Raw genomic sequence first — 21,503 nt, forward strand, 5'->3', positions numbered from 1 at the left:
CCTGATTTGCGAGCAGGCCCGCATTGTTGATACTGTGGCGATAGTCACCTTTATATCGTTGTTATAAAGCAAGCATGATGCCAAATGATGTGTGTGGGCAACTGACTGCAATCGTTGGTTAAATGAGGTTTGATGGGGTGGGGAAGGGGGAGAGGTGGCGAAAAACAGCCACCAGGGGTGGCCGGCATTCGCCATTAGCTCCTGTTTATCAGGGTTAGGAACGCTGATGAGCGTATGAATGGGACATGGTCTCGGCGCAGAACAGAGCCAGCAGCAGCAGAAGGGAGATCATGAGCGCAATGCCGGTCCAGCCATGCTGCACCCAGAACAGACCACCAAGGGTGCCGGAAATGCTGGAACCGAGATAATAGAAAAACAGGTACAGGGAGGCTGCCTGGGCCTTGGCGGTGGCGGCACGTCGGCCGACCCAGCTGGATGCGATGGTATGGACGCCGAAAAATCCGCAGGTGAACAGGGCCACCCCGGCAATGATCCAGGGCAGCGGCGCTGCCAGAGTCAGGACTGTTCCGGCGAACATGGCAAGGACTGTCAGGCGGATCATGAAGCGTCGCCCGAAGCGCTGTATCATTCTGCCCATCATGGCCGAACTCAGCGATCCGAAAAAATAGACCAGGAAAATCAGGCTGATGCTGGATTGGCTCATCTCATAGGGACGTGCCAGCAGACGGAAGCCGATGTAGTTGTACAGGCTGATAAAGGCGCCCATGCAGAGAAAGGCAATACCGAAGAGCAACAGCATGCCCGGATCACGGAGATGATGGATGATCGACGTGGCAAGATAGCGGATTTCAAAGGGGCGCTGACGGAAATTGCTCGATGGCGGCAGGCTTTTGGCGAACAGCAGGGCCAGCAGCAGGCTTAAGCAGCCGATCAGGCCGATTGCCGTCCGCCAGGGCATGTAGTCGGACATGATGGCGGAGACGACCCGTCCGGTCATGCCCCCGACAGCATTGCCGCTGATATACAGCCCCATGGCCGAACCGACGGCAGATGCATCCATCTCCTCGGCCAGATATGCCATGGCAACCGACGGGACACCGGCCAGGACAATGCCCTGCATGAAGCGGATGGCCAGCAGGGACGGGAAGGAACTGCTGAAGGCGGTAAGGATGGCCAGTGCGGCGGTCAGGAAAAGGGCCGTAACCATGATCGGCCTACGTCCCAGGGATTCCGACATGGTCCCCATCAGCAGCATGGTAACCGCCAGTGTCAGGGTGCTGATCGATAAGGGCAGGCTTCCAACAGCAGGTGAAACGCCGAATTCCCGGGAGAACAGCGGCAAAAGCGGCTGGATGTCATAGAGGGTTACGAAGGTGATAAAGCCGGCACAGAAAAGGGCCAGATTGACCAGTCGGTACCTGGGTGAGTCGGAGCTGATCCGTCCTTCTGCCGTGTTCACGTCCATGCGGTCCGGATCTCCTCGTTACAGGCCGTACTTATCCATCTTATACCGCAGGGTGCCGCGGGGAATCTTCAGGCGCGTTGCGGTTTGCAGGACGTTGCCCCTGGAGTGGGTCAGGGCCTGCCGGATGATGGCTTTCTCAAACTCCATCACGGCGTCATCCAGTCCCGTGCCATCGGGCAGGACAGGGCCATTGACCAGGGATGATGTTCCGGATGCTGCAACAGAATTGTCGGTGACTCTGCCAAGGATCTCTACCGGCAGGTGCTCTGCCAGCAGTTCAGGACCGGATTTCATGATGCAGATCCGTTCGATGACATTGCGCAGTTCACGGATGTTGCCCGGCCAGGCGTACTGTTGCATGAGCTGCAGGGCTTCAGGTGAAACCCCGCGAAAATCGCGTCCAAAGGCCAGGCTGAAGCTGTTGAGGAAAAAGGCGGCCAGGCCGGCTATGTCCTCGCTGCGCTGCCGGAGCGCCGGGATGTGGATCGGGAAGACGTTGAGCCGGTAATACAGGTCTTCCCGGAAGGTGCCATGGGCGATCCTGTCCAGCAGATTGCGATTGGTGGCGGCGATCACCCGCACATCGATGGCGATATCCTTGAGCCCTCCCACCCGGCGGATGGTGCGTTCCTGCAGCACGCGCAGCAGTTTTGCCTGCATGGCCATGTCCATTTCACCGATCTCATCCAGGAATACCGTGCCGCGGTGGGCTTCCTCGAACAGTCCCAGTTTTCGGCTGCCGGCGTTCGTAAAGGCCCCTTTTTCATGTCCGAACAATTCACTTTCCAGCAGCGTGGCAGGGATCGAGGCACAGTTGATGCCGACAAAAGCCGCATCCTTGCGGTCTGACAGGTCATGAATGGCCCGGGCGACCAGCTCCTTGCCGGTGCCTGATTCGCCGGTAATCAGAACGGTTGACGGGATGCGGGCAATCTCCCGTACCTGTTCGATGACCTCGGCGAACGCCGCGCTGGTCCCGATCATCGGGGAATGACCGGGCAGATAGGTTCCGGCCCGTTTCAGGTTGCGTACCTCACGTTTGAGGGTCTGGGTCTGAAGCGCCAGTTTAACGATGACCCGTAACGCATCTGCCTTGAAGGGCTTTTTCATATAGTGAAAGGCGCCTAGTTTGAGCGAATCGACCGCGCTTTCCACGGATCCGTAGCCGGTAATGATGATGATCAGCAGTTCCGGGTCGATCTCCTTGAGGACCTTGAGGATGTCGATACCGTTCTCGGTACCTAAATTGAGATCCAGCAGGGCCAGGTCGATTTCCCCCGAAGCAACCTGTTCACGCGCTTCGCCTCCGTTGGCTGCTTGACAGACCTGATAGCCCTCATCGCCCAGGATGCGGGCGACATTCTCGCGGATAAAGGACTCGTCGTCGATAATAAGAATTTTTTCCATGGTTTTGTATCCTTGGCCGGAATCTAAATCTTATACCAATTCCATATCAAGGCCCTATCTTCGTTGGCTCGTCTTAGTGAGTTAGAATGTGAAACATTCGTGAACGAACTATTCTGACTTGTCAGGGCAGGCTGCTCAACGTACTGCCATGTACGCCTCGCAGCCTCAATCCTCGCCGCCTTGATATCATCCTTGATCTGAAATTGGAATTTCAAATATTTTTTGTGGGTTATGCTGTCAGCGGCAGTTTCAGGGTGAAGACGGTCCCGGATGTTGCGGCGCTCTCCACAGAGATCTCTCCACGGTGCTCTTCCACGATGCGCTGGGTGATAGAAAGCCCCAGGCCGGTTCCGGCGCCCTTGCGTGTGAAAAACGGTTCGAATATCAGAGGCAGATCTGCTTCCTGGATGCCTGGCCCGCTGTCGGAAATGGTGATGGTAACATGATCTGCATCAGCCGCTGTGGCAATGATTATTTCTCCGCCTTCGGGCATGGCTTCCAGGGCATTCCTGGTGATATTCAGCAGGGCTTGCTTGATCTTCTCGGGATCGAATCTGAAGGGGGCAAGCGCCGCAGTATTCATACTGATCCGCACCTTCTGGCGTTCACACTGCCGGTGCATCAAGAGCACGGTATCATGCACCACCTGATTGAGGTCTGATTGGCGGAATTCCACTCTGGCCGGCGAAGAGTAGTTCAGCAGGGCATTGATCAGGCGCTCGACACGTTCGATTTCGGCCACCGCCTTCTTGATCATGATCTGGTCGTCGGATGCCGTGGCAGCCCTGTCATGCAGGTCATCCAGCAGCAGCGAGATCCCGGTCAGCGGATTGCGGACTTCGTGGGCAATCCCGGCCGAAAGTTTGCCCAGGGATGCCAGCCGGTCAAGGCGCATCATCTCCTCGCGCAGCTTCTCCTTTTCCGTTTCATTGCGCATGGTGACAGTCAAACCCTTTTCCGCATTTCGTCCGATGGGGAAAAAACCGACCTCAAAATGTGTCATGGTCCCGCTCCGCTCTATGCTGAAGGGTTCGCGGCCATAGTGGTCGCTGCTGTTCAATGAACGGGTGACCAGGGCGCCCATCTCTCCCCAGCCGTCAAATACCTGCAGATAGTGCAAGTCGATAGCTACGTCGTTACCGAGAAACTGCCGGCCGGTGGAGTTGATGGAGGTTAGCCGGCCCGCGGGGGAAAAGGTGACGATGGCGCTGGAGATACTCTCCAGAACACTTTCCTTGAAGTTGCGTTCATCTAGGATCTCCAGGCGCGAGCGGCGCAGTTCGTCCAGGGTCGAGAGTAGGCTGTTTTTTCGCTGTTCCAGCTCTTCGGCCATGAAGTTGAAGGTGTTGGCAAGGTCGCCGATTTCATCGGTAGAAGTTACTGCAACCCGGCATCCCGTATCGCCCTGTGCCAGCCGGTGGGCGCCGTCCGTCAACTGGCGCAAGGGGTAGCTGATGTCGCGCGACAGCCGCCAGGCCGCCAACCCGGCCAACAGGGCGGTCAGCATCAGTATGAGTGCACTGCGGCGGCGGTGATCTCCCAGCTGCTTTGTGATCAGGCGACTCCCCTTGCGGGCGGCATCATGGAACTGGTCCACCTGAAAGCCGATGGTTACGCCGCCGAAGACGCCATGTATCCAATATTCTCCCGTATTGTACAGGATCGGGGCATAGGCCATGATCTTCTTGATCCCCCCCGCGTTTGTGATGTCCACATACCCTGCTTGCCGGTTCCGGACCTTGCCGGACACAACGGGATAATTGGGGTGGATGAAACCGGCATGATCGAGGTTGAAAGGAACAAGACCGTTCTCGATGTCGCTTTTGCTTGATGTCGCGCTGTACGCCGGAACCTGTTTGCCGTTTCTGTCTACCCCGCGGATATCCCAGTAATTGGGATGGGTGATGATCCACCCCTCATCGTCGAAGAGAAAGGCGTAATTGCCGCTCTGGTAGGTGGGAAATGGTGTGAAAAAATTTATACCCGGATCGATGTGCTGGGTGAACTCCATCAGGTGGCGATGGTCCAGGGAAATGACAACCATACCGAGGAACGAGCTGTCCGGGGAGTACAGCGGGGTGCCGAAACGGATCACACCATCATATCTGCCGCCGTTAAAGGCGCTTTCCGGATTCGGAGCGCCGGCCAGCTGTTCCTGTTTTGAGATATGGAAACCGGTCAGGTGCGAGACATAGATTTCGCCGCTTATCAGTTGTTTGATCCGGTGGAAGTAGTCTTCGTTCTTGAACTCGGTTCCCGCGGGCGTGGAGACATCGCGCAATTCCGAGGCCGTGAGGAAACGACCGTCGCGAATGACGATCCGCTCCTTGCCGCGTTTGTCGATAAAGGCAAAGGATTGATAGAGCGGCACCTGCCTGCGGACCTCTCGCGGCGCCTTGACCGTGCCGTGGCGCTCCCAGATGTCACTGCGGCGGGTTTCGTAGAAGTTGAGTACACTCTGCTGATCCAGCGGGGTGCGTGAGAGGTATAACAGGTCTCCCTCGCATTGGCGCAGAAATTCCGAGATTGTCTCGGCCACGTGCTGGGCCCGCATCTGTAGCGATTCAGCGGCCTGAATGTCGGAAGTGTCGGCGATTTCAGCCGCCAGGCGGGTGTTGACCGATTCCAGATTTGAAAAAAGGATCAGTGATGAAGCCAGCAGCGGCAGCAGTGACAGCAGCAGGGTGATACAAAGTATTTTTTTGAAGAGGGTCAGTCGGGGCATGGCGGCTCCGCGCGGGCTCAAAGCTGATTGTATTTGTGAGATTTCAATGATACTTTAATCATTCAAGTATTCAAAGTATTCATTGTAATGGGGCACTGATGGGCTACCGAAATCTTCAGGAATGTGTATCCGATCTTGAGCAGCGCGGGATGCTGCTGCGGATTGATACCCCGCTCGATCCCCGGCTGGAAATCGGGGCCGTGCAGCGGCGGGTATACCAGGCCGGCGGCCCGGCACTGCTCTTTACCAATCCGCTTAACTGCAGCTTTCCCCTGTTGGGAAACCTGTTTGGTACGCTGGAGCGGACGCGCTTCATCTTCCGTGACACCCTGGACGATATCCGCCGTTTGGTGGAGCTGAAGATCAACCCCTTCTCGGTCCTGAAACACCCTCTGGATGCTGTCAAGGCACCCTTTGCGGCCCTCAATCTGCTGCCCCGGACCGTTTCCTCTGCAGCGGTGCTGGAATGCCGCACGACGCTTTCGCACCTGCCGCAGCTTGTTTCCTGGCCGATGGACGGCGGCGCCTTCATCACCCTGCCGCAGGTTTACTCCGAGAGTCCGGCCAGGCCCGGCTACGCAAAATCGAACCTGGGCATGTACCGCGTGCAGATATCCGGCAACCGATACCAGCCGGACCATCAGGCCGGCCTGCACTACCAGATCCACCGCGGCATCGGCGCCCATCATGCCGAGGCCATTGCCCGCGGAGATCTGCTGCGGGTCAATGTCTTCATCGGCGGGGCACCGGCCATGACCGTGGCTGCGGTCATGCCGCTGCCGGAAGGGATGCCGGAGCTCTCCTTTGCCGGTTTGCTGGCAGGGCAGCGCATCCCCATGACCCGCATGCCCGGATGCTTGCCGGTCTCAGCCGAGGCAGATTTCTGCATCTGCGGCGTGATTGATCCCGCGGCCACCCTGCCTGAAGGGCCATTCGGCGACCACCTGGGCTACTACAGCTTGGCCCACGAGTTTCCTGTTATCCAGGTCGAGGCGGTCTACCACCGCAAGGATGCCATCTTCCCCTTTACAACCGTAGGTCGGCCGCCGCAGGAGGATACCAGTTTCGGGGCCTTTATCCACGAACTGACCGGTCCGCTGATCCCGACGGTTGTGCAGGGCGTCAAAGAGGTCCATGCCGTGGATGCGGCCGGTGTCCACCCGCTGTTGCTGGCTGTTGCCAGCGAGCGCTATGTCCCCTATGCCGCTCAGCGCCATCCCCAGGAGCTGCTGACGGTTGCCAACGCCATCCTCGGCCAGGGGCAGCTTTCCCTGGCCAAGTATCTTCTGATCGTTGCCCAGGAGGACGCCCCCGGCCTGCGCACCCATGATATCGCCGCTTTTCTGGGGCACGTCCTGGAACGGGCCGACTGGCGCCGGGATCTGCATTTCCAGACCGCCACCACCATCGACACCCTGGACTACAGCGGCAGTGGCCTCAATGAAGGTTCCAAGCTGGTGGTCGCGGCTGCCGGACCCGTCCGGACGACCTTGGCGACGGAGGTCCCGGCCGGCCTGGAATTCCCTGAAGGTTTCGGCAGAGCGGCGGTGTGTCTGCCCGGTATTCTGGCGATCCAGGGGCCGGCTTCGGGGCAGGGCCGGGGGGCCTGCGACGAGGTTATCGAGGTATTTTGCCGCTTCTACCGTGAGCGCGCATGTTTCGGAGGCTTCCCCCTGATCGTGGTCTGTGACGACAGCCGCTTTACCGCGGCCACCCTGAACAACTTCCTCTGGGTGACCTTCACCCGCTCCAATCCGGCCACGGATATCTACGGGATCAACGTTGAGAACCGCGGCCGTCACTGGGGCTGCTGCGGCCCGCTGGTGATCGATGCCCGTATAAAGCCCTTTCACGCCCCGCAGCTGGTGGACGATCCGGCGGTGGAGCGTAAAGTGGATGCGTTGGGGACAAAAGGCGGACCGCTGGCAGGTATATTGTAATCAATGTTTGATGAGGTTGAGTGTAAATCAGCTTGCACTGCCCGGAATCATTATTCGGAGTGATGCCATGAATGCACAATGTGATACCCCTCCGCAACAACCAGATGAAATCTCGAATATTCGCCGTTATGCGATATTCTGCGCTCTGCTATGGACGCTGCTGCTTTCCGGATTGTTCATTGCATATGTAGCGGATAACCGTGAAACGATCCGGGAAATCGGCCAGAGCATGGCGCAGGCCTCTTTTGAAAAAGATCTTCTGTTTCGCCGCTGGGCTGCCCGGCATGGAGGGGTCTATGTACCGGTCACCGCCTCCACCCCCCCCAATCCCTATCTTGCCGATACTCCCGAACGCGATATAACCACCCCTTCCGGCAAACGTCTGACCCTGATCAATCCTGCCTATATGACCCGTCAGATATTCGAACTGGTTCGTGAACAGCCCGGTCTGCCCCAGGGGCATATCACGAGCCTGAATCCTGTTCGGCCGGAGAATGCCCCCGATCCCTGGGAAAGGCAGGCTCTCATGCTGTTGGACCAGGGTGCCAAGGAAGTGGTTGAGCCGGTACAGCTGAACGGTCAACCGCATCTGCGCTACATGCGGCCGCTCGTGACGGAAAAGCCCTGTCTCGGCTGTCATGCCGCCCAGGGATATAAAGAGGGTGATGGACGCGGCGGGATCAGTATTACACTTTCGCTGGTGCCGATCCAGAAGACCATGGACATGGAACTGTTTCAAGAGTTCTTTATTCATTCTATTATCTGGCTGGCCGGTCTGGGATTGATCTGGTTCGGGTCCAGGAGGATGACCCGCGTAACCCATACACTTCGCAATGAACGCAACAGTCTCCGTGAAAGCGAGCAGCGCTTTCGAATCCTCGCCGATTCGGCCCCTGTTATGATCTGGATGTCTGATCAAACCAAGGGATGCACCTACTTCAACAAGGGCTGGTGCGCATTTACCGGTCGGCAGCTTGCAGATCTGCTGGGTGATGGCTGGGCCGGCGATGTCCATCCCGAGGATCTGGAACGGTGCATCACGATCTATGAACAGGCCTTTGATGCCCGACAGCCGTTTTCAATGGAGTACCGGCTGCATCGTTTCGATGGTGAATACCGCTGGATTACCGACAGCGGTGTGCCGCGCTGGAAGGATGAAAACGGTTTTATCGGATATATCGGCTCATGTTTTGATATCACCGAGCGTAAACGCGCCGAGGAAGAGCGCATAGCCTTTGAGCAGCAGTTTCACCATGCCCAGAAACTGGAAAGCCTTGGCATTCTGGCCGGCGGAATTGCCCACGACTTCAACAATATTCTGACGGTGATCATGGGGCACTGTTACCTGGGTCTGGAGGAAATTGACCCGGAATCGTACAAGGAACACTTTCAGCAGATTGAAACCGCCGGGAATCGGGCTGCGGACCTGTGCCGGCAGATGCTGGCATACGCCGGCAGGAATCCGTTGGTCCAGACCCGCTTCAGTCTGTGGCTGTTGGTCGATGAAGTCGTCAGGATGCTGCAGTCGGCCATCAACAAGAATGTGACCTTCGACCTGGACATGAATCAACGAATCCCGGAAATCAAGGGCGATACCGGCCAGATCCAGCAGATTGTCATGAACCTGATCATCAATGCCGCCGAGGCGATCGGCGATGCACACGGCATTATCAGGGTTGTGCTTATAACTTCGGAATTTGAAGCGGATCATCAGGAAACGGATCTGTTCGGCACGGTCATCACCCCCGGCAGATATGCCTGTCTGGAGGTGACTGATACCGGTATCGGCATGGATGAGGAAACCCAGAAGCGTATTTTTGAACCGTTCTACACAACCAAATTCACCGGCCGCGGTCTGGGTATGTCAGCGATTCACGGCATTATCAAGTCTCATGAAGGGATACTGCAACTGACCAGCACGCCGGGTGTCGGCACAACCTTCAAGGTTTATTTCCCGGTGCCGGACGCGTCCGAGTATGAAGAAACCGCTTACTCAGATCCGGATCTGTTTGAAATGGCAGACGGAACCATTCTGCTGGTGGAGGATGAAAAAACACTGCGTACTATGGGAAGCGCACTTCTGGAGATGATGGGCTTTTCTGTCCTGACTGCACAGCACGGCTGCGAAGCCCTTGATATTTGCCGCGAGCACCTCGGCGAGATCGACATAATCCTGCTGGACCTGATCATGCCGGTGATGGGAGGGCTGGAAACCTATCATGAGCTGCGTACAATCGCTCCGGCACTTCCGATCATCATCTGCAGCGGCTATGGTGTGGAACTGGTGGACGACATTCTGAAGCATGATCGGCATGCCGGATTTATGCACAAGCCCTACAAACCTGACGAGTTGCGCAGTGTGATCATGGAAATGAAGGGATAATCTGTTAATTGGTTGTAATCCGCAGGATGGCGATATAGTCTCATCTTGAAGAAATACGGACTCCAGGCCTCCGGGGGAGTGCCTGCGTGCCGCTGAACGGGTACAACACCGGAGGGTCTGTCCATAGAACCATAGCATGTAGCCAATCACTGAACCCGCAAGGATCACATGTTACCAATTGAAAAAGTTCCCATACTTATCGTAGATGATCTGCCGCAAAATATCCTGGCCCTGGAAGCCGTCATAGCCGATATGGGAGTTGAAATCATTACGGCACGATCAGGTAACGATGCCTTGCGGCTTTCTCTGAAACACGATTTCGCGCTGATTCTTCTGGATGTGCAGATGCCGGGCATGAACGGCTTCGAAGTGGCTCGCCTGATCCGTTCAAATCCCAAAACCAACCATTTTCCGGTTATCTTTGTTACTGCCGGAATGAAGGATCTGCTCGATCAGATCGAGGGGTATGAGACCGGGGCGGTGGATTACCTGATGAAGCCTTTTGAGCCGGTTATCCTGCGCAGCAAGGTCAGGGTTTTTCAGGAGCTTTACCAGCAGCGCAAAGTGATTGAAAAATTTTACAGCAACCTCGAACAGATCGTTGAAGATCGGACCGCAGAGCTACAAGAGGCAAATGATACAATTTCCCGTCTGGCGGCAACCGATGAACTGACCGGACTTTCCAATCGCCGTTCGTTCAATGAGAGTTTAGCCGCTGCCCTGAGTGCCGCCCGGCGCCACGAGTTCCCCTTTTCAATGATCATGATCGATCTCGATAACTTCAAAAACATTAACGATACCTTTGGTCACAGCGAAGGTGACCTGATACTGAAGGCCTTTGCCGATCTTCTGCGGGTCATGATCAGGACAGAGGATCTTGCTGCCCGCTGGGGCGGTGAAGAGTTTATCGTCATACTGCCGCACACCCCCCGTGAGGCTGCGGCAGCCCTGGCCGAGCGGGTTCGGGTCGCCTTTGAACAGCATTCCGCCAGCGTCACACCAATTGTGCTGTCCGCCAGCTTTGGCGTCGTACAGCTGCAGATAGGGGATGATGCCGACGCCCTGATCCGGCGGGCGGATGATGCCCTGTATCGTGCCAAGCATGCCGGGCGCAACAAGGTGATTGTCGGGTGAGAAGGAAAGGAGCGGGATGCGCCGGGATGATATTGCTTGAGGCAGAATGAAACAGATTGGATACGTTTATTACCTTCCTGACCTTACGAAATGAGTGGAGAACCTTGCATGGATTTTTACGCCAACCTTAAAATCAGGGACAAGCTGATTATCGGCTTTGCGACTGTTGTCTTTATAGCCCTGGCAATCGGGGTCTTCGGCTATTTCCAGATACACAAACTTGAACGTGCCGGTACGTTCCTTTTTGAAAAAGGGATCAAACCGGTGGAACACATCGGTGATATTGCGGCTGACTTCCAGCGGTTGCGGGTCAATTTTCGAGAATTTATTCTGGCAACAGATCTTAATAGACATGAATTTTATCATGGCCGGATCGCAAAATTTCGTGCGGATATTGATGCAAGCGTAAAAAAACTTGAGGCAGCACTCCCTGATGCCGAATCCAGGAAACTGTTTGCCCGACTTGTACAGACACGCAGTGACTACACCCCCCATGTCAACCGGATTGTGGAGATTACAAAACCGGGCAGTCATGACGAGGCGCTGGCGTACCTGAGATCCGATGCTGTCAATGCTGCGGAACACGCCGAAATCGAGGCTATTGAAACTCTGCAGGAGTATCTGTTGGCGAATGCAGAAAAGATTTCGCAACTGAATGCCGATACCGCCACAAACTCAGGGGTTGTTCTGCTCTGTCTGGCTTTTGGCGCCTCACTGCTGGCAGCAATCATGACGATTCTGATCACCCGCAGTATCATTAACCCCATCAATTACGTGTTGCGTTCGATTCGTTCACTTCAGGAGGGTGGCAGGGAAAAGGCACGACTGGTGGAGTCCATTGCAGGTGGTGATCTGAGCCATGATGTGATCTATACCGAACCGCTGAAGCTGGATTTGGCCCAGGCCACCAGGGATGAAGCCGGAATGCTGCTGCATGCGATTGTCGGATTGAGCGAGATACAGTATACGCTGGATCAGGCTTTTGCGGGGATGACCGGATCCCTGCGCAACAACCGTGAGCAGGAAACCCTGCGCAACTGGTTCAAAAACGGCCAGTATGAGCTCAATACCATTTTGCGAGGCGACAAGTCTACTGCCGGACTGACGGAACAGGCCCTGGAATTCCTGGTCGAATACCTTGGCGCCGGTGTCGGCGTATTCTATGTCTATAACGAAAAGGAAGAGACACTTGAAATCGCCGCCAGCTATGCGTTGACCAGGCACAAACGGCTGAATGAACGGATATCCCTTGGTGAAGGCCTGGCCGGTCAGGCGGCGCTGGAGCAGAAGATCATCTGTATGGATGCCGCCCCACCGGAGTATCTCCGCATCAGTTCCGGACTGGGCGAATCCGAGCCTGCCAATATTGTTGCCCTTCCGCTGCTGCACAATAATGCCCTGACTGGTCTCTTGGAACTGGGCTCTTTCACAACATTTACAAAGGATGATCTGGAATTTCTGAAACAGATCATGGAATCACTCGCTATTGCGCTCAGCGTCAACAAGGCCCATCAACAGGTTAACGAACTGTTGGAACAGACCCAGGGGCAGGCCGAAGAGCTGCGAGTTCAACAGGAGGAGCTGCAGCAGACCAATGAAGAATTGGAAGAACGGGCCCAGATGCTGGAGATGCAGCGCGAACAGATTCGCGCCAAGAACCGTGAGGTGGAAGAGGCCAGTCGTGAATTGCAGCGCAAGGCTGATGAACTGGAGCGGGTAAGTACCTATAAATCCGAGTTTTTGGCCAATATGTCACATGAGCTGCGCACACCTCTCAACAGCCTGATGATCCTTTCCAGTCTGCTCAAGGATAACCGGGAGGGAAATCTTTCGAACAAGCAGGTGGAGTTTGCCGCTACAATTAACGGAGCAGGCCGGGATCTGCTCAACCTGATTAACGATATTCTGGATCTATCCAAAATAGAATCCGGACATATGGAATTCAGTTATGAAGAAGTGGCGCTGTCGGATATCTGCAAACAGCTTGAAAATACCTTCAATCCGATTGCAGCAGACAAGGGCATCGTTTTTACCGTAACAAACGAGAAGTCTACACCGACAAGCATCTGTTCGGATTTTCAGAAAATCCAGCAGATTCTAAAAAATCTGCTTTCCAATGCCTGCAAGTTTACCACCCAGGGGATGGTCAGTCTGCGCACCTATGACCCGAATACCGGGGAAAATCCACTTAAAACTCCGACCATTGCCTTTGCCGTAACCGATTCCGGTATTGGCATCCCGGCCGACAAGCAGACGCTGATCTTCAATGCTTTCCAGCAGGCCGACGGCAGCACCAGCCGCACGTACGGCGGAACCGGCCTGGGGCTTTCCATCTCGCGCCAGCTTGCCCGTTCCATGGGCGGGGAAATCTATCTGACCAGTGAGCCCGGCCAGGGAAGCACCTTCACTCTGTATCTTCCGGTCAAGGGCGAGTGCATGCTCAAGCCGTTAGTCGAGCAAGCTGACCTGCCACTGCTGCCGGCAGCCGACGCTTCTGCTTTTCGCGTAAAGGACGCAGCTCCGGTCAGGGACACGGCTGTCGACCTGTTGGCGGCACCGATCCCTGATGACCGCGAGCGGCTTCAAAACGGCGACAAGAGTATTCTGGTCATCGAAGATGACCTGACCTTTGCAGGGATATTGGCGGATATGGTGCGAGGTCGTGGATTTTCAGTGCTGGTTGCTGTTGACGGCGAAAACGGCATTGCTCTTGCCGAGCATTTTCAGCCGAATGCGATCATTCTGGATGTTATGCTGCCGCATATCGACGGGTGGGGTGTCATGCGCCGTCTGAAGGATAATCCGGTAACGCGGCATATCCCGGTGCATTTCATTACCTGCCTGGAGGAACGCCAGAAAGCGATGGGCATGGGTGCGATCGGCTTTGTCACCAAGCCGGTCAGCAGAGAGCAGCTGGACACCGTTTTCGGGACATTGGAATCCGCCATCGAAAAAACCATGAAAATGCTGCTGATTGTTGAAGATGACCAGGCCCAGGCCACTGCGATGGTGGCCCTCCTGGAAGAACGCAATGTGTCGATTACGGTTGCTGAGAGTGGTGTTGAGGCGGTCAAACTGCTTTCCAGCGAACTGTTCGACTGTATCGTGCTTGATCTGGGACTGGCGGACATGGGTGCTTTCGAGTTGTTGGAAGAGCTCAAAAAACTGGACCCTGAGCGTCGAATCCCGGTCATTATCCACACCGGTCGCGAATTGACCCGCGAAGATGAAAGACGGCTGCATCATTATGCAGAGAGCATCATCATCAAAGGGACCAAGAGCCCCGAACGGCTCCTGAATGAGGTGACGCTCTTCCTGCATCTGGTAGAGACTTCGCTTGACCCGGGCAAGCAGCGCATGATTCGCTCTGCGCTCGATAAGGAGGCCATGCTGGAGGGGAAAAAGATCCTGATTGTCGATGACGACATGCGCAACATCTTCTCGCTTACCAGCGCCCTGGCGGAAAAGAATATTATCGTGTTTGAAGCGGAAAACGGCTGTGAGGCCCTGAAACGGCTGGATGAGTTCCCGGATATCGATCTGGTGCTGATGGATATCATGATGCCGGAAATGGATGGATACGAGGCGATGCGCGCCATCAGAACCAATCCGCGCTTTTCTGCAGTTCCGATCATCGCCCTGACCGCCAAGGCGATGAAGGGGGACCGTGAAGAATGTCTCAAGTCCGGCGCCAGCGACTACATACCCAAGCCGGTTGATATGGAGAAACTGTTTTCGCTGCTGCGGGTGTGGCTGTACCCGGCCGCTGCAGCGGAGCAGGCCGGGATTTTGTAGCTATTAACTGAGTCAGCAGCACAGCAAAGGGAGGTACACATGAAGCGCATGATCGTAGTAATCGCTGCCCTGGTATCATTGTTCAGCGTGTCCATTGTCGCTCGGGCGGAAGAGATTCTGCTCAGTACCGGCAGCGGACCATTGGACAGTGTCATCAACCCGGTAAAGGCTGCGTTTGAGAAGGAGAGCGGGGTAAAGCTCCATATCCTGTTTGGAAGTGCATCGCTGGCGTTCAAGCAGTTCTACAAAGGTGTTTCTGAAATTGCAGTCGTGGGAACCGATTTTGACGATATTCTTGCTCTTATGAAAAAAGAGGGCGTTGAGGTTGCCGATTCTTCGTCGTTTCGTCATGTAACGCTTGGAAAAGGGAGGGTACGGACTGTCGTCAACAGGGAAAATCCGGTTTCAAAGCTTTCCAAGGAGCAACTCAAAGGAATATTTACAGGCAGAATCACCAACTGGAAGGAGGTCGGCGGTAAAGATACTCCAATTATCATTGTGCTTTCTACACTCAACCCGGCGACCATCGGTACGTTCAGGAAAGTTATCCTTGACGATGAGCCCTATACCATGGAGGTGCTTGAACTGGGACATATGGATGAGCTGCGCGGTGCAGTAGAGGTAAACCCGGAAGCCATTTCCATCGGCACCTCTTCCGTTCTCAGTTCCGGGGTCAAGCAACTGGAGACCCCGGAGGTGTTCCGTCCGGTCACCTTGATTTCCAAAGGAGAGCCTTCTCCAAACGTACAAAAACTTATCGACTTTATCCTGAAAGGGGCCGGTACGAAGCTTGTAAAGGAGTAACTGTGACCTGGCATCACCGGAGAAAAGCGGTATGACCGTAAAAACCAAACTGATAGCCAACGTGTTTATCACGACTGCAATTATTGCTGCCATCACCCTGGCCAGCTTTTATTCACTGCGTTTTCTCCAGCAAAAACTCACGTTTTTTACCGAGAAGAGCACCCCCTTCCAGATGCGGACGATAGAATTCCAGCGTGAACTGCACGAGTGTATTGCCTCTCTGGTCAAGTTGAATGCTGCCCGTAACATGACTGAATATACGACCTTTCAGGCAGAAGCCGAAAAAAACCTCGGAAGTATCGAAGATACGCAAAAAACATTGGAGAAGTTGGGTTCTGTTGTGCCGGGTGTGTCGGAAGAGCTTGTTGACATTGCGCTGGATCTCTTTGCTGCATCCGAAGAACGAATCAGCAGCACTGCCGCAGCGACAGCAGCCAAAGCCGATGTGCTGCAGCGCATGAAGGAATCAACGGCCCGTCTTGACGATCTGGATACCTACGTCAGCAATCTTCAGGGCAATTACTCCCGGGCCTATGCTTCGGCCTTGGAGAATACCGGGATGCTTTCCGGAAGATTGCGGAGCATCGAGGAACTGCGCAATCTGATAAGAGAACTGCAATTGATCGTTGTGACCGTTCAGAATGCCCAGAAGGATTCTGCTGTCCTGATTGCCAAAGGCAAGCTCAAATCTGTGGCAGTGCGCATCGCCGGGAATGACTACTACAAATCAAACAGTTCCATGACAGCTTTTACAAGCGGATTTATCGACAAGCTGAACGAATATGTAAAGCTCCAGTCCGTTGCTGTTGCACAAAAAAACAGTACTGCAATCCTCAACGCTGCAGAATCCGGAAAAGATCTTTCATTCAAGCTGAAAGACCTGTTTCAGACACTGGATCAGGACACAATGCTGGCACGTGAAGATTTGTCGCTGGCGTACGGCCGGCAGGGCAACCTCTTTACCCAGACCAGCAGTGCCAACGATATTCTGGTGGCAAACTCCCAGCTGATTGCTCTGGGGCTGACGGTGGCGGGTGAGACCAACCGGTTGTTTACCCTGGATTCGATCTCTGAGCTGGATACACTCGACGCGGAAGTCCGCACCCTGTTCACCAGGATACATGAACGGGTAACGATGCTGGAATCCATGCTGACCAGGTTGAATGCCATGGAGGAGTTGAAGATACTTCGGGCCGCGTCGACGTCCCTGGCAATTGTGCGCAACGAAATCTATGCTCCCGATGGAATTGTGACGACCCTTAAAAAGAAGCAGGGTGCGATTACCCGGGCAAATGCTTCATCCGACAAATTGCATGCCATCGTCAGTAAACAGTCAGCCAAAGGGAATGAAAGCGTTTCAGCTGCCAAATTTGAGCAGGATAAGGCAATTGCAGCGGTAAACAGCATGGTCAGGCAGAGTCTGTCCCAGATATTCGGCATCGGGATTGCGGCAATTGTTATCGGTATTATCTTCGGCGTCTGGATGTACCGATCGTTGCTGCTGCCTCTGCAGCTGGTGCTGGCAGCGGTCAGTTCGCAGCAGGAAAAGGTTAAAGAGAAGGCGGCTCTTGCGACGGCTGTTGCCGGTGGAGATTTGAGCCGGGAGGTAGCTGTCGGTGAAGCGTTGCAGCTGGATCCGTCACAGTTGAAAAAGGATGAGATGGGGGTAGTGCTGAATGCGGTTGTGGGGATGAGCCAGGCCCAGGTCACGTTGGACAGGGCCTTTGCCGCAATGACCGCATCCCTGCGCAGCAGCCGGGAAGAGGAAGCCAGCCGCGACCGGCTGAAAAGCGGACTGTTTGAGCTGAACCATATACTGCGGGGCGAACATGGCATCACTGATCTGGCAGACAGGTCGCTGGCTTTCCTGGCCACATTTCTTGGTGCAGGTGCAGGTGTCATCTATCTGTACGACGACAGGGCAGGGTTGCTCCACACCCTCTCTACCTATGCCGTAGCCAGGTCCGAGCGACTTGCTGACGGATTTCGTCTCGGTGAGGGATTGGCAGGGCAGGTGGCACGGGAGCAGAAAATGAGATGCCTCACAACCGTACCTTCGAATTATCTCCCGATAACCTCGGCCTTGGGCGAGGCGGACCCCCTTTCAGTAGCCATACTGCCGATCATGCACAATGATACGCTGGTCGGCGTTCTGGAACTGGCCAGTTTCAAGCAGTTTACCGCAGACAATTTTGAATTTCTGCAACTTTCATTGGAAGGGATTGCCATTGCAATCAGCGTCAATCGTTCAAGGCTTCAGATACTTGAGAGCTGTCAGCGAGCTGAACATATGACCGTGGAATCCGCATGACCAGCGACGAACTCACCGATATTGAGATCGCTCTCCTGATGGAGGGGATCTACCAGGTATACGGGTACGATTTCCGGGGCTATGCCGAGGCGTCACTGCGGAGGCGGATGGCCCAATGGCTTTCCGGTTCCGGATTTGCCACCCTGTCTCTGGCCCAGTCGCAGCTGCTGCGGGATCGCGCCCTGTTTGACACCCTGCTGCGGGGGATTACGGTTACTGTGTCGGAGATGTTTCGTGATCCCGCCTTTTTCAAGGCAATCAGGGAGCAGGTTGTTCCGCACCTGAAGACCTACCCCTTTGTCAAGATCTGGCATGCCGGATGTGCCTCTGGCGAAGAGGCCTACTCAATGGCGATACTGCTCAAGGAGGAAGGGTTGCAGGGGCGCTTCCGCATCTATGCCACCGATATCAATGAAGAGGTGATCAGCAAGGCGCAGGAAGGCATCTATCCGCTTCAGGTTATGCAGCATTTTACACGGAGTTACCAGCAGGCCGGCGGCACGGGATCATTTTCAGATTATTACACCGCCCGCTACAACCATGCCATCCTCAGTCCTTCGCTGCGGGAGGGTATCGTCTTTGCGGCACACAATCTGGCTGTTGACGCCGACTTCGGCGAGATGCACCTGATTCTGTGCCGCAATGTCATGATTTATTTCAAGCAGCCGCTCAAGGAGCGGGTGCTGGAACTGTTTGACAGCAGCCTGCTGCCGGGCGGCTTTCTTTGTCTCGGCACCAAAGAGAGCCTGGACCGTCGTACCATCTCGGATCGGTATGAGGCGATCACACCACGGATGCAGATCTATCGGAAGCGCTATGCGAAAAAGTAGCGGCAGGCAGTATAAAGCCGTTGTCATCGGTGTGTCGACCGGTGGGGTCACGGCGCTCAAGCGCTTACTGGGGGCTCTGCCGGCTGACTTCCCGGTTCCGGTTTTGATTGTTACCCATATCAAGCCCGATTCGGATGACAGCCTGGCGGCATTGCTGAATTCGCTCTGTGATATCCGGGTAAAGGAAGCTGACGAACAGGAACGCATGGCGCCCGGCACCGTCTACCTGGCGCCTGCCAATTATCACCTGCTGGTGGAACGGAGCGGCACTCTGGCGTTCTCGATTGATCCCCCGGTAAACTTTGCGCGCCCTTCGGTGGATGTACTCTTTGAGTCTGCGGCAGATGCCTGTGGTCCCGAGCTGATCGGCATCATTCTGACCGGGGCCGGAAATGACGGCAGCCTAGGTCTGCTGAACATAAAAAAATGCGGCGGCGTGGCCATTGTCCAGGATCCTGCTGACGCCGAGATGAGCTCCATGCCGCAAAGTGCGCTGCAGTTGCTGAATGCCGATCATATCGTGCCATTGATCGAAATACCGGGCCTTTTGATGAGGCTTGTTGAGGGTAATCCATGAATCTTTCGCCGCAGCCTGATGCCATTCCGATTCTGATTGTTGACGACCGGACTGAAAACCTTCTGTCGCTGGAAGGTCTGCTTGCTGACCAGGGGTTTGAGCTGGTCAGGGCGACATCCGGGAATGAGGCCCTGCTTCAGACGCTCAAAAAGGATTTTGCCCTGGTGCTGCTGGATGTGCAGATGCCCGACATGGACGGTTTTGAAACGGCCGAGCTGATGCGTGCGAATCCGAAGACCAGACATATACCGATCATCTTTGTCACCGCCGGCATGAAGGAGACCACGTTCCAGTTCAAGGGGTATGACGCCGGTGCCGTCGATTATCTGGCAAAACCTATAGAGCCGCTGTTTCTGCAGAGCAAGGTCAGAATCTTTGCCGAGCTGTATTGTCAGCGTCGTGAGATAGAGCGGCACAATAATCAGCTAGAGGAACTGGTCAACCTGAGGACAAACGAGTTGCACCGGGCAGCCGCAGAACTGAAGACGAGCAATCAGCAGCTTCAGCGCAGGAACAACGAACTGCAGGCCACTGAGGAGCTGTTGCGCAGGCAGATTACGGAATTTGTGGAAACCCACGATCAACTGTTGGCCACCGAGGAGATGCTGCGGGTTCAGATAGAAGAATTCGAAGCCGGTCAGAAACTGCTGAACGAATCCAACCGCAACCTTCAGACCCTTTTTGATGTCACGCCTCTGGCGATTATTGTTACTTCCTTTCCCGCCGGGATAATCCGCGAAATCAACCGTACCTTCAGCGAGGATTTTGGCTACCCAAGAGCCCGGGTTATCGGCTCGACCGGTGGAGAGTTGGGGCTGTGGTGCGATGTTGATGAACGTGAGTTTATTTCGAATCATACCCATGAGCTGCAAGGAGTGTCGGGCATTGCTGCTGAGATAAAAACAAGCCGGGAAGAATGCCGCGCAGTGATCCTGTACAGCAATCTCATGGATTTCAAGAACGAGAAATGCCTGCTGATCGTGTTTCTGGATGTTACCGATCAGAAAAGGATGGAGGACCAGATCCGGCATACGCAGAAGATGGAGGTTATCGGGCAGCTGGCCGGTGGTGTTGCCCACGATTTCAACAACATGCTGACCGCTATTATTGGCTCTGCCGAGCTTCTGGGGCAGCATGTCACCAACGATGCTGCAGCGCTGAAACTGCTCACCAATATTCAAAAGGCAGCCACCCGATCAGCCGATCTGACCGGCCAGTTGCTGGCTTTTTCCCGCAAAGGACAGAGAAATACCGTACAGGTCAGGATGGATACAACGATCCATGAGGTGATTTCACTTCTGGAACGTACGGTTGACAAGAAGATTACTCTTGAGACCAGGCTGATAGCAAAGAATACCTGTGTCGTCGGTGATCCGATGCTGCTGCAGAATGCCCTGCTGAACCTGGGGGTCAATGCCCGGGATGCCATGCCCGAAGGCGGTGTCATCAGGTTTGCTACCGCCAACGTTGAACTGGATGCTGCTTACTGTCAATCCGCTGCAGGCAACCTGTCGCCCGGAGCATATATTGAAATTTCCGTATCCGACACCGGTGTCGGGATGACGAAGGAAATCATCGAGCATGTATTTGAGCCGTTTTTTACGACCAAAGAGGTTGGCAAGGGCACCGGGTTGGGACTGGCAGCGGTGTACGGCACCATTACGGATCACCATGGCAGTATCAGCATTTACAGCGAACCGGGTATTGGATCGATCTTTAAAATCTATCTGCCGCTGGCAACAGAAAAGAACATGGAGGTCGTCTCCGGAGAAGAACTGATCCGCGGTTCGGGTGGTGTCCTGCTGGTGGATGACGAAGAGCTGATCCGCGTTGTCGGGCAAGCGCTTCTGGAAGGTATGGGATATTGTGTCTACCTGGCGTGTGACGGCGAACAGGCCCTGGAGGTCTATGCACGTGAGAAGGACCATATCTCTCTGGTGATACTGGATATGATCATGCCCAACATGGGCGGCAAGGAAACCCTGGCAAAACTGATTGAGAGCGATCCGGATATCCGCGTGCTGATGTCTTCCGGATACCACCAGGAAAGGATCGTTGACGAACTGACCATGCTCGGTGCCAGCGGATTTCTCCAGAAGCCGTATCATCGCAAGGAGCTGGGTTTGGCTATTGCCAGGGTACTGTCACCTTGAAGTATTCCTTCTGATCCA

The 21,503-nt window shown here is 55.0% G+C and carries 12 protein-coding genes; 9 read left to right on the plus strand and 3 right to left on the minus strand.

Annotated elements, in window-relative coordinates:
- Positions 1–214 precede the first annotated feature (214 nt).
- The 3 genes from ACOCF6_RS21040 to ACOCF6_RS21050 all read right to left on the minus strand — a co-directional run bounded on the left by ACOCF6_RS21040 (position 215) and on the right by ACOCF6_RS21050 (position 5,558).
- On the minus strand, positions 215–1,426 hold the full coding sequence (locus ACOCF6_RS21040) for an MFS transporter (RefSeq protein ID WP_482462282.1): 1,212 nt from the start codon (positions 1,424–1,426) through the stop codon (positions 215–217).
- 18 nt (positions 1,427–1,444) lie between these two features.
- Positions 1,445–2,833, minus strand: coding sequence for a sigma-54-dependent transcriptional regulator (locus ACOCF6_RS21045; protein WP_482462283.1), 1,389 nt, complete (start codon positions 2,831–2,833; stop codon positions 1,445–1,447).
- Between the two features lie 229 nt (positions 2,834–3,062).
- Entirely contained in the window at positions 3,063–5,558 is a 2,496-nt protein-coding gene (locus ACOCF6_RS21050) for an ATP-binding protein (RefSeq protein WP_482462284.1), read from the minus strand.
- A 98-nt stretch (positions 5,559–5,656) separates the two neighbouring features.
- Here ACOCF6_RS21050 and ACOCF6_RS21055 point away from each other — a divergent pair, with 98 nt between their 5' ends.
- The 9 genes from ACOCF6_RS21055 to ACOCF6_RS21095 all read left to right on the plus strand — a co-directional run bounded on the left by ACOCF6_RS21055 (position 5,657) and on the right by ACOCF6_RS21095 (position 21,485).
- Positions 5,657–7,498 carry a UbiD family decarboxylase gene (locus tag ACOCF6_RS21055; protein WP_482462285.1) on the plus strand — a complete coding sequence of 614 codons (1,842 nt, stop codon included), beginning with the start codon at positions 5,657–5,659 and terminating at the stop codon, positions 7,496–7,498.
- A 67-nt stretch (positions 7,499–7,565) separates the two neighbouring features.
- Positions 7,566–9,881 carry an ATP-binding response regulator gene (locus ACOCF6_RS21060; RefSeq protein ID WP_482462286.1) on the plus strand — a complete coding sequence of 772 codons (2,316 nt, stop codon included), beginning with the start codon at positions 7,566–7,568 and terminating at the stop codon, positions 9,879–9,881.
- Positions 9,882–10,049: 168 nt separating this feature from the next.
- A complete protein-coding gene (locus ACOCF6_RS21065) occupies positions 10,050–11,015 on the plus strand; it encodes a diguanylate cyclase domain-containing protein (RefSeq protein WP_482462287.1) in 966 nt (321 codons plus the stop codon).
- Positions 11,016–11,123: 108 nt separating this feature from the next.
- Positions 11,124–14,810, plus strand: a complete 3,687-nt coding sequence (locus ACOCF6_RS21070; RefSeq protein ID WP_482462288.1) for a response regulator — start codon at positions 11,124–11,126, stop codon at positions 14,808–14,810.
- A 39-nt stretch (positions 14,811–14,849) separates the two neighbouring features.
- Positions 14,850–15,614, plus strand: a complete 765-nt coding sequence (locus ACOCF6_RS21075) for a substrate-binding domain-containing protein (RefSeq protein WP_482462289.1) — start codon at positions 14,850–14,852, stop codon at positions 15,612–15,614.
- A 31-nt stretch (positions 15,615–15,645) separates the two neighbouring features.
- Positions 15,646–17,925, plus strand: coding sequence for a GAF domain-containing protein (locus ACOCF6_RS21080; protein ID WP_482462290.1), 2,280 nt, complete (start codon positions 15,646–15,648; stop codon positions 17,923–17,925).
- Positions 17,922–18,755 (plus strand): CheR family methyltransferase, encoded by an 834-nt coding sequence (locus ACOCF6_RS21085; protein WP_482462291.1) that lies wholly within the window; start codon positions 17,922–17,924, stop codon positions 18,753–18,755. The genes ACOCF6_RS21080 and ACOCF6_RS21085 overlap by 4 nt, the downstream gene beginning before the upstream one ends.
- Positions 18,742–19,332: a chemotaxis protein CheB gene (locus ACOCF6_RS21090; RefSeq protein ID WP_482462292.1), complete on the plus strand. Its 591-nt coding sequence runs from the start codon at positions 18,742–18,744 to the stop codon at positions 19,330–19,332. Before ACOCF6_RS21085 ends, ACOCF6_RS21090 begins: the two co-directional genes overlap by 14 nt.
- Positions 19,329–21,485: a response regulator gene (locus ACOCF6_RS21095; protein ID WP_482462293.1), complete on the plus strand. Its 2,157-nt coding sequence runs from the start codon at positions 19,329–19,331 to the stop codon at positions 21,483–21,485. The genes ACOCF6_RS21090 and ACOCF6_RS21095 overlap by 4 nt, the downstream gene beginning before the upstream one ends.
- Positions 21,486–21,503: the final 18 nt, after the last annotated feature.

It is taken from the genome of Geobacter psychrophilus, from assembly GCF_056821595.1.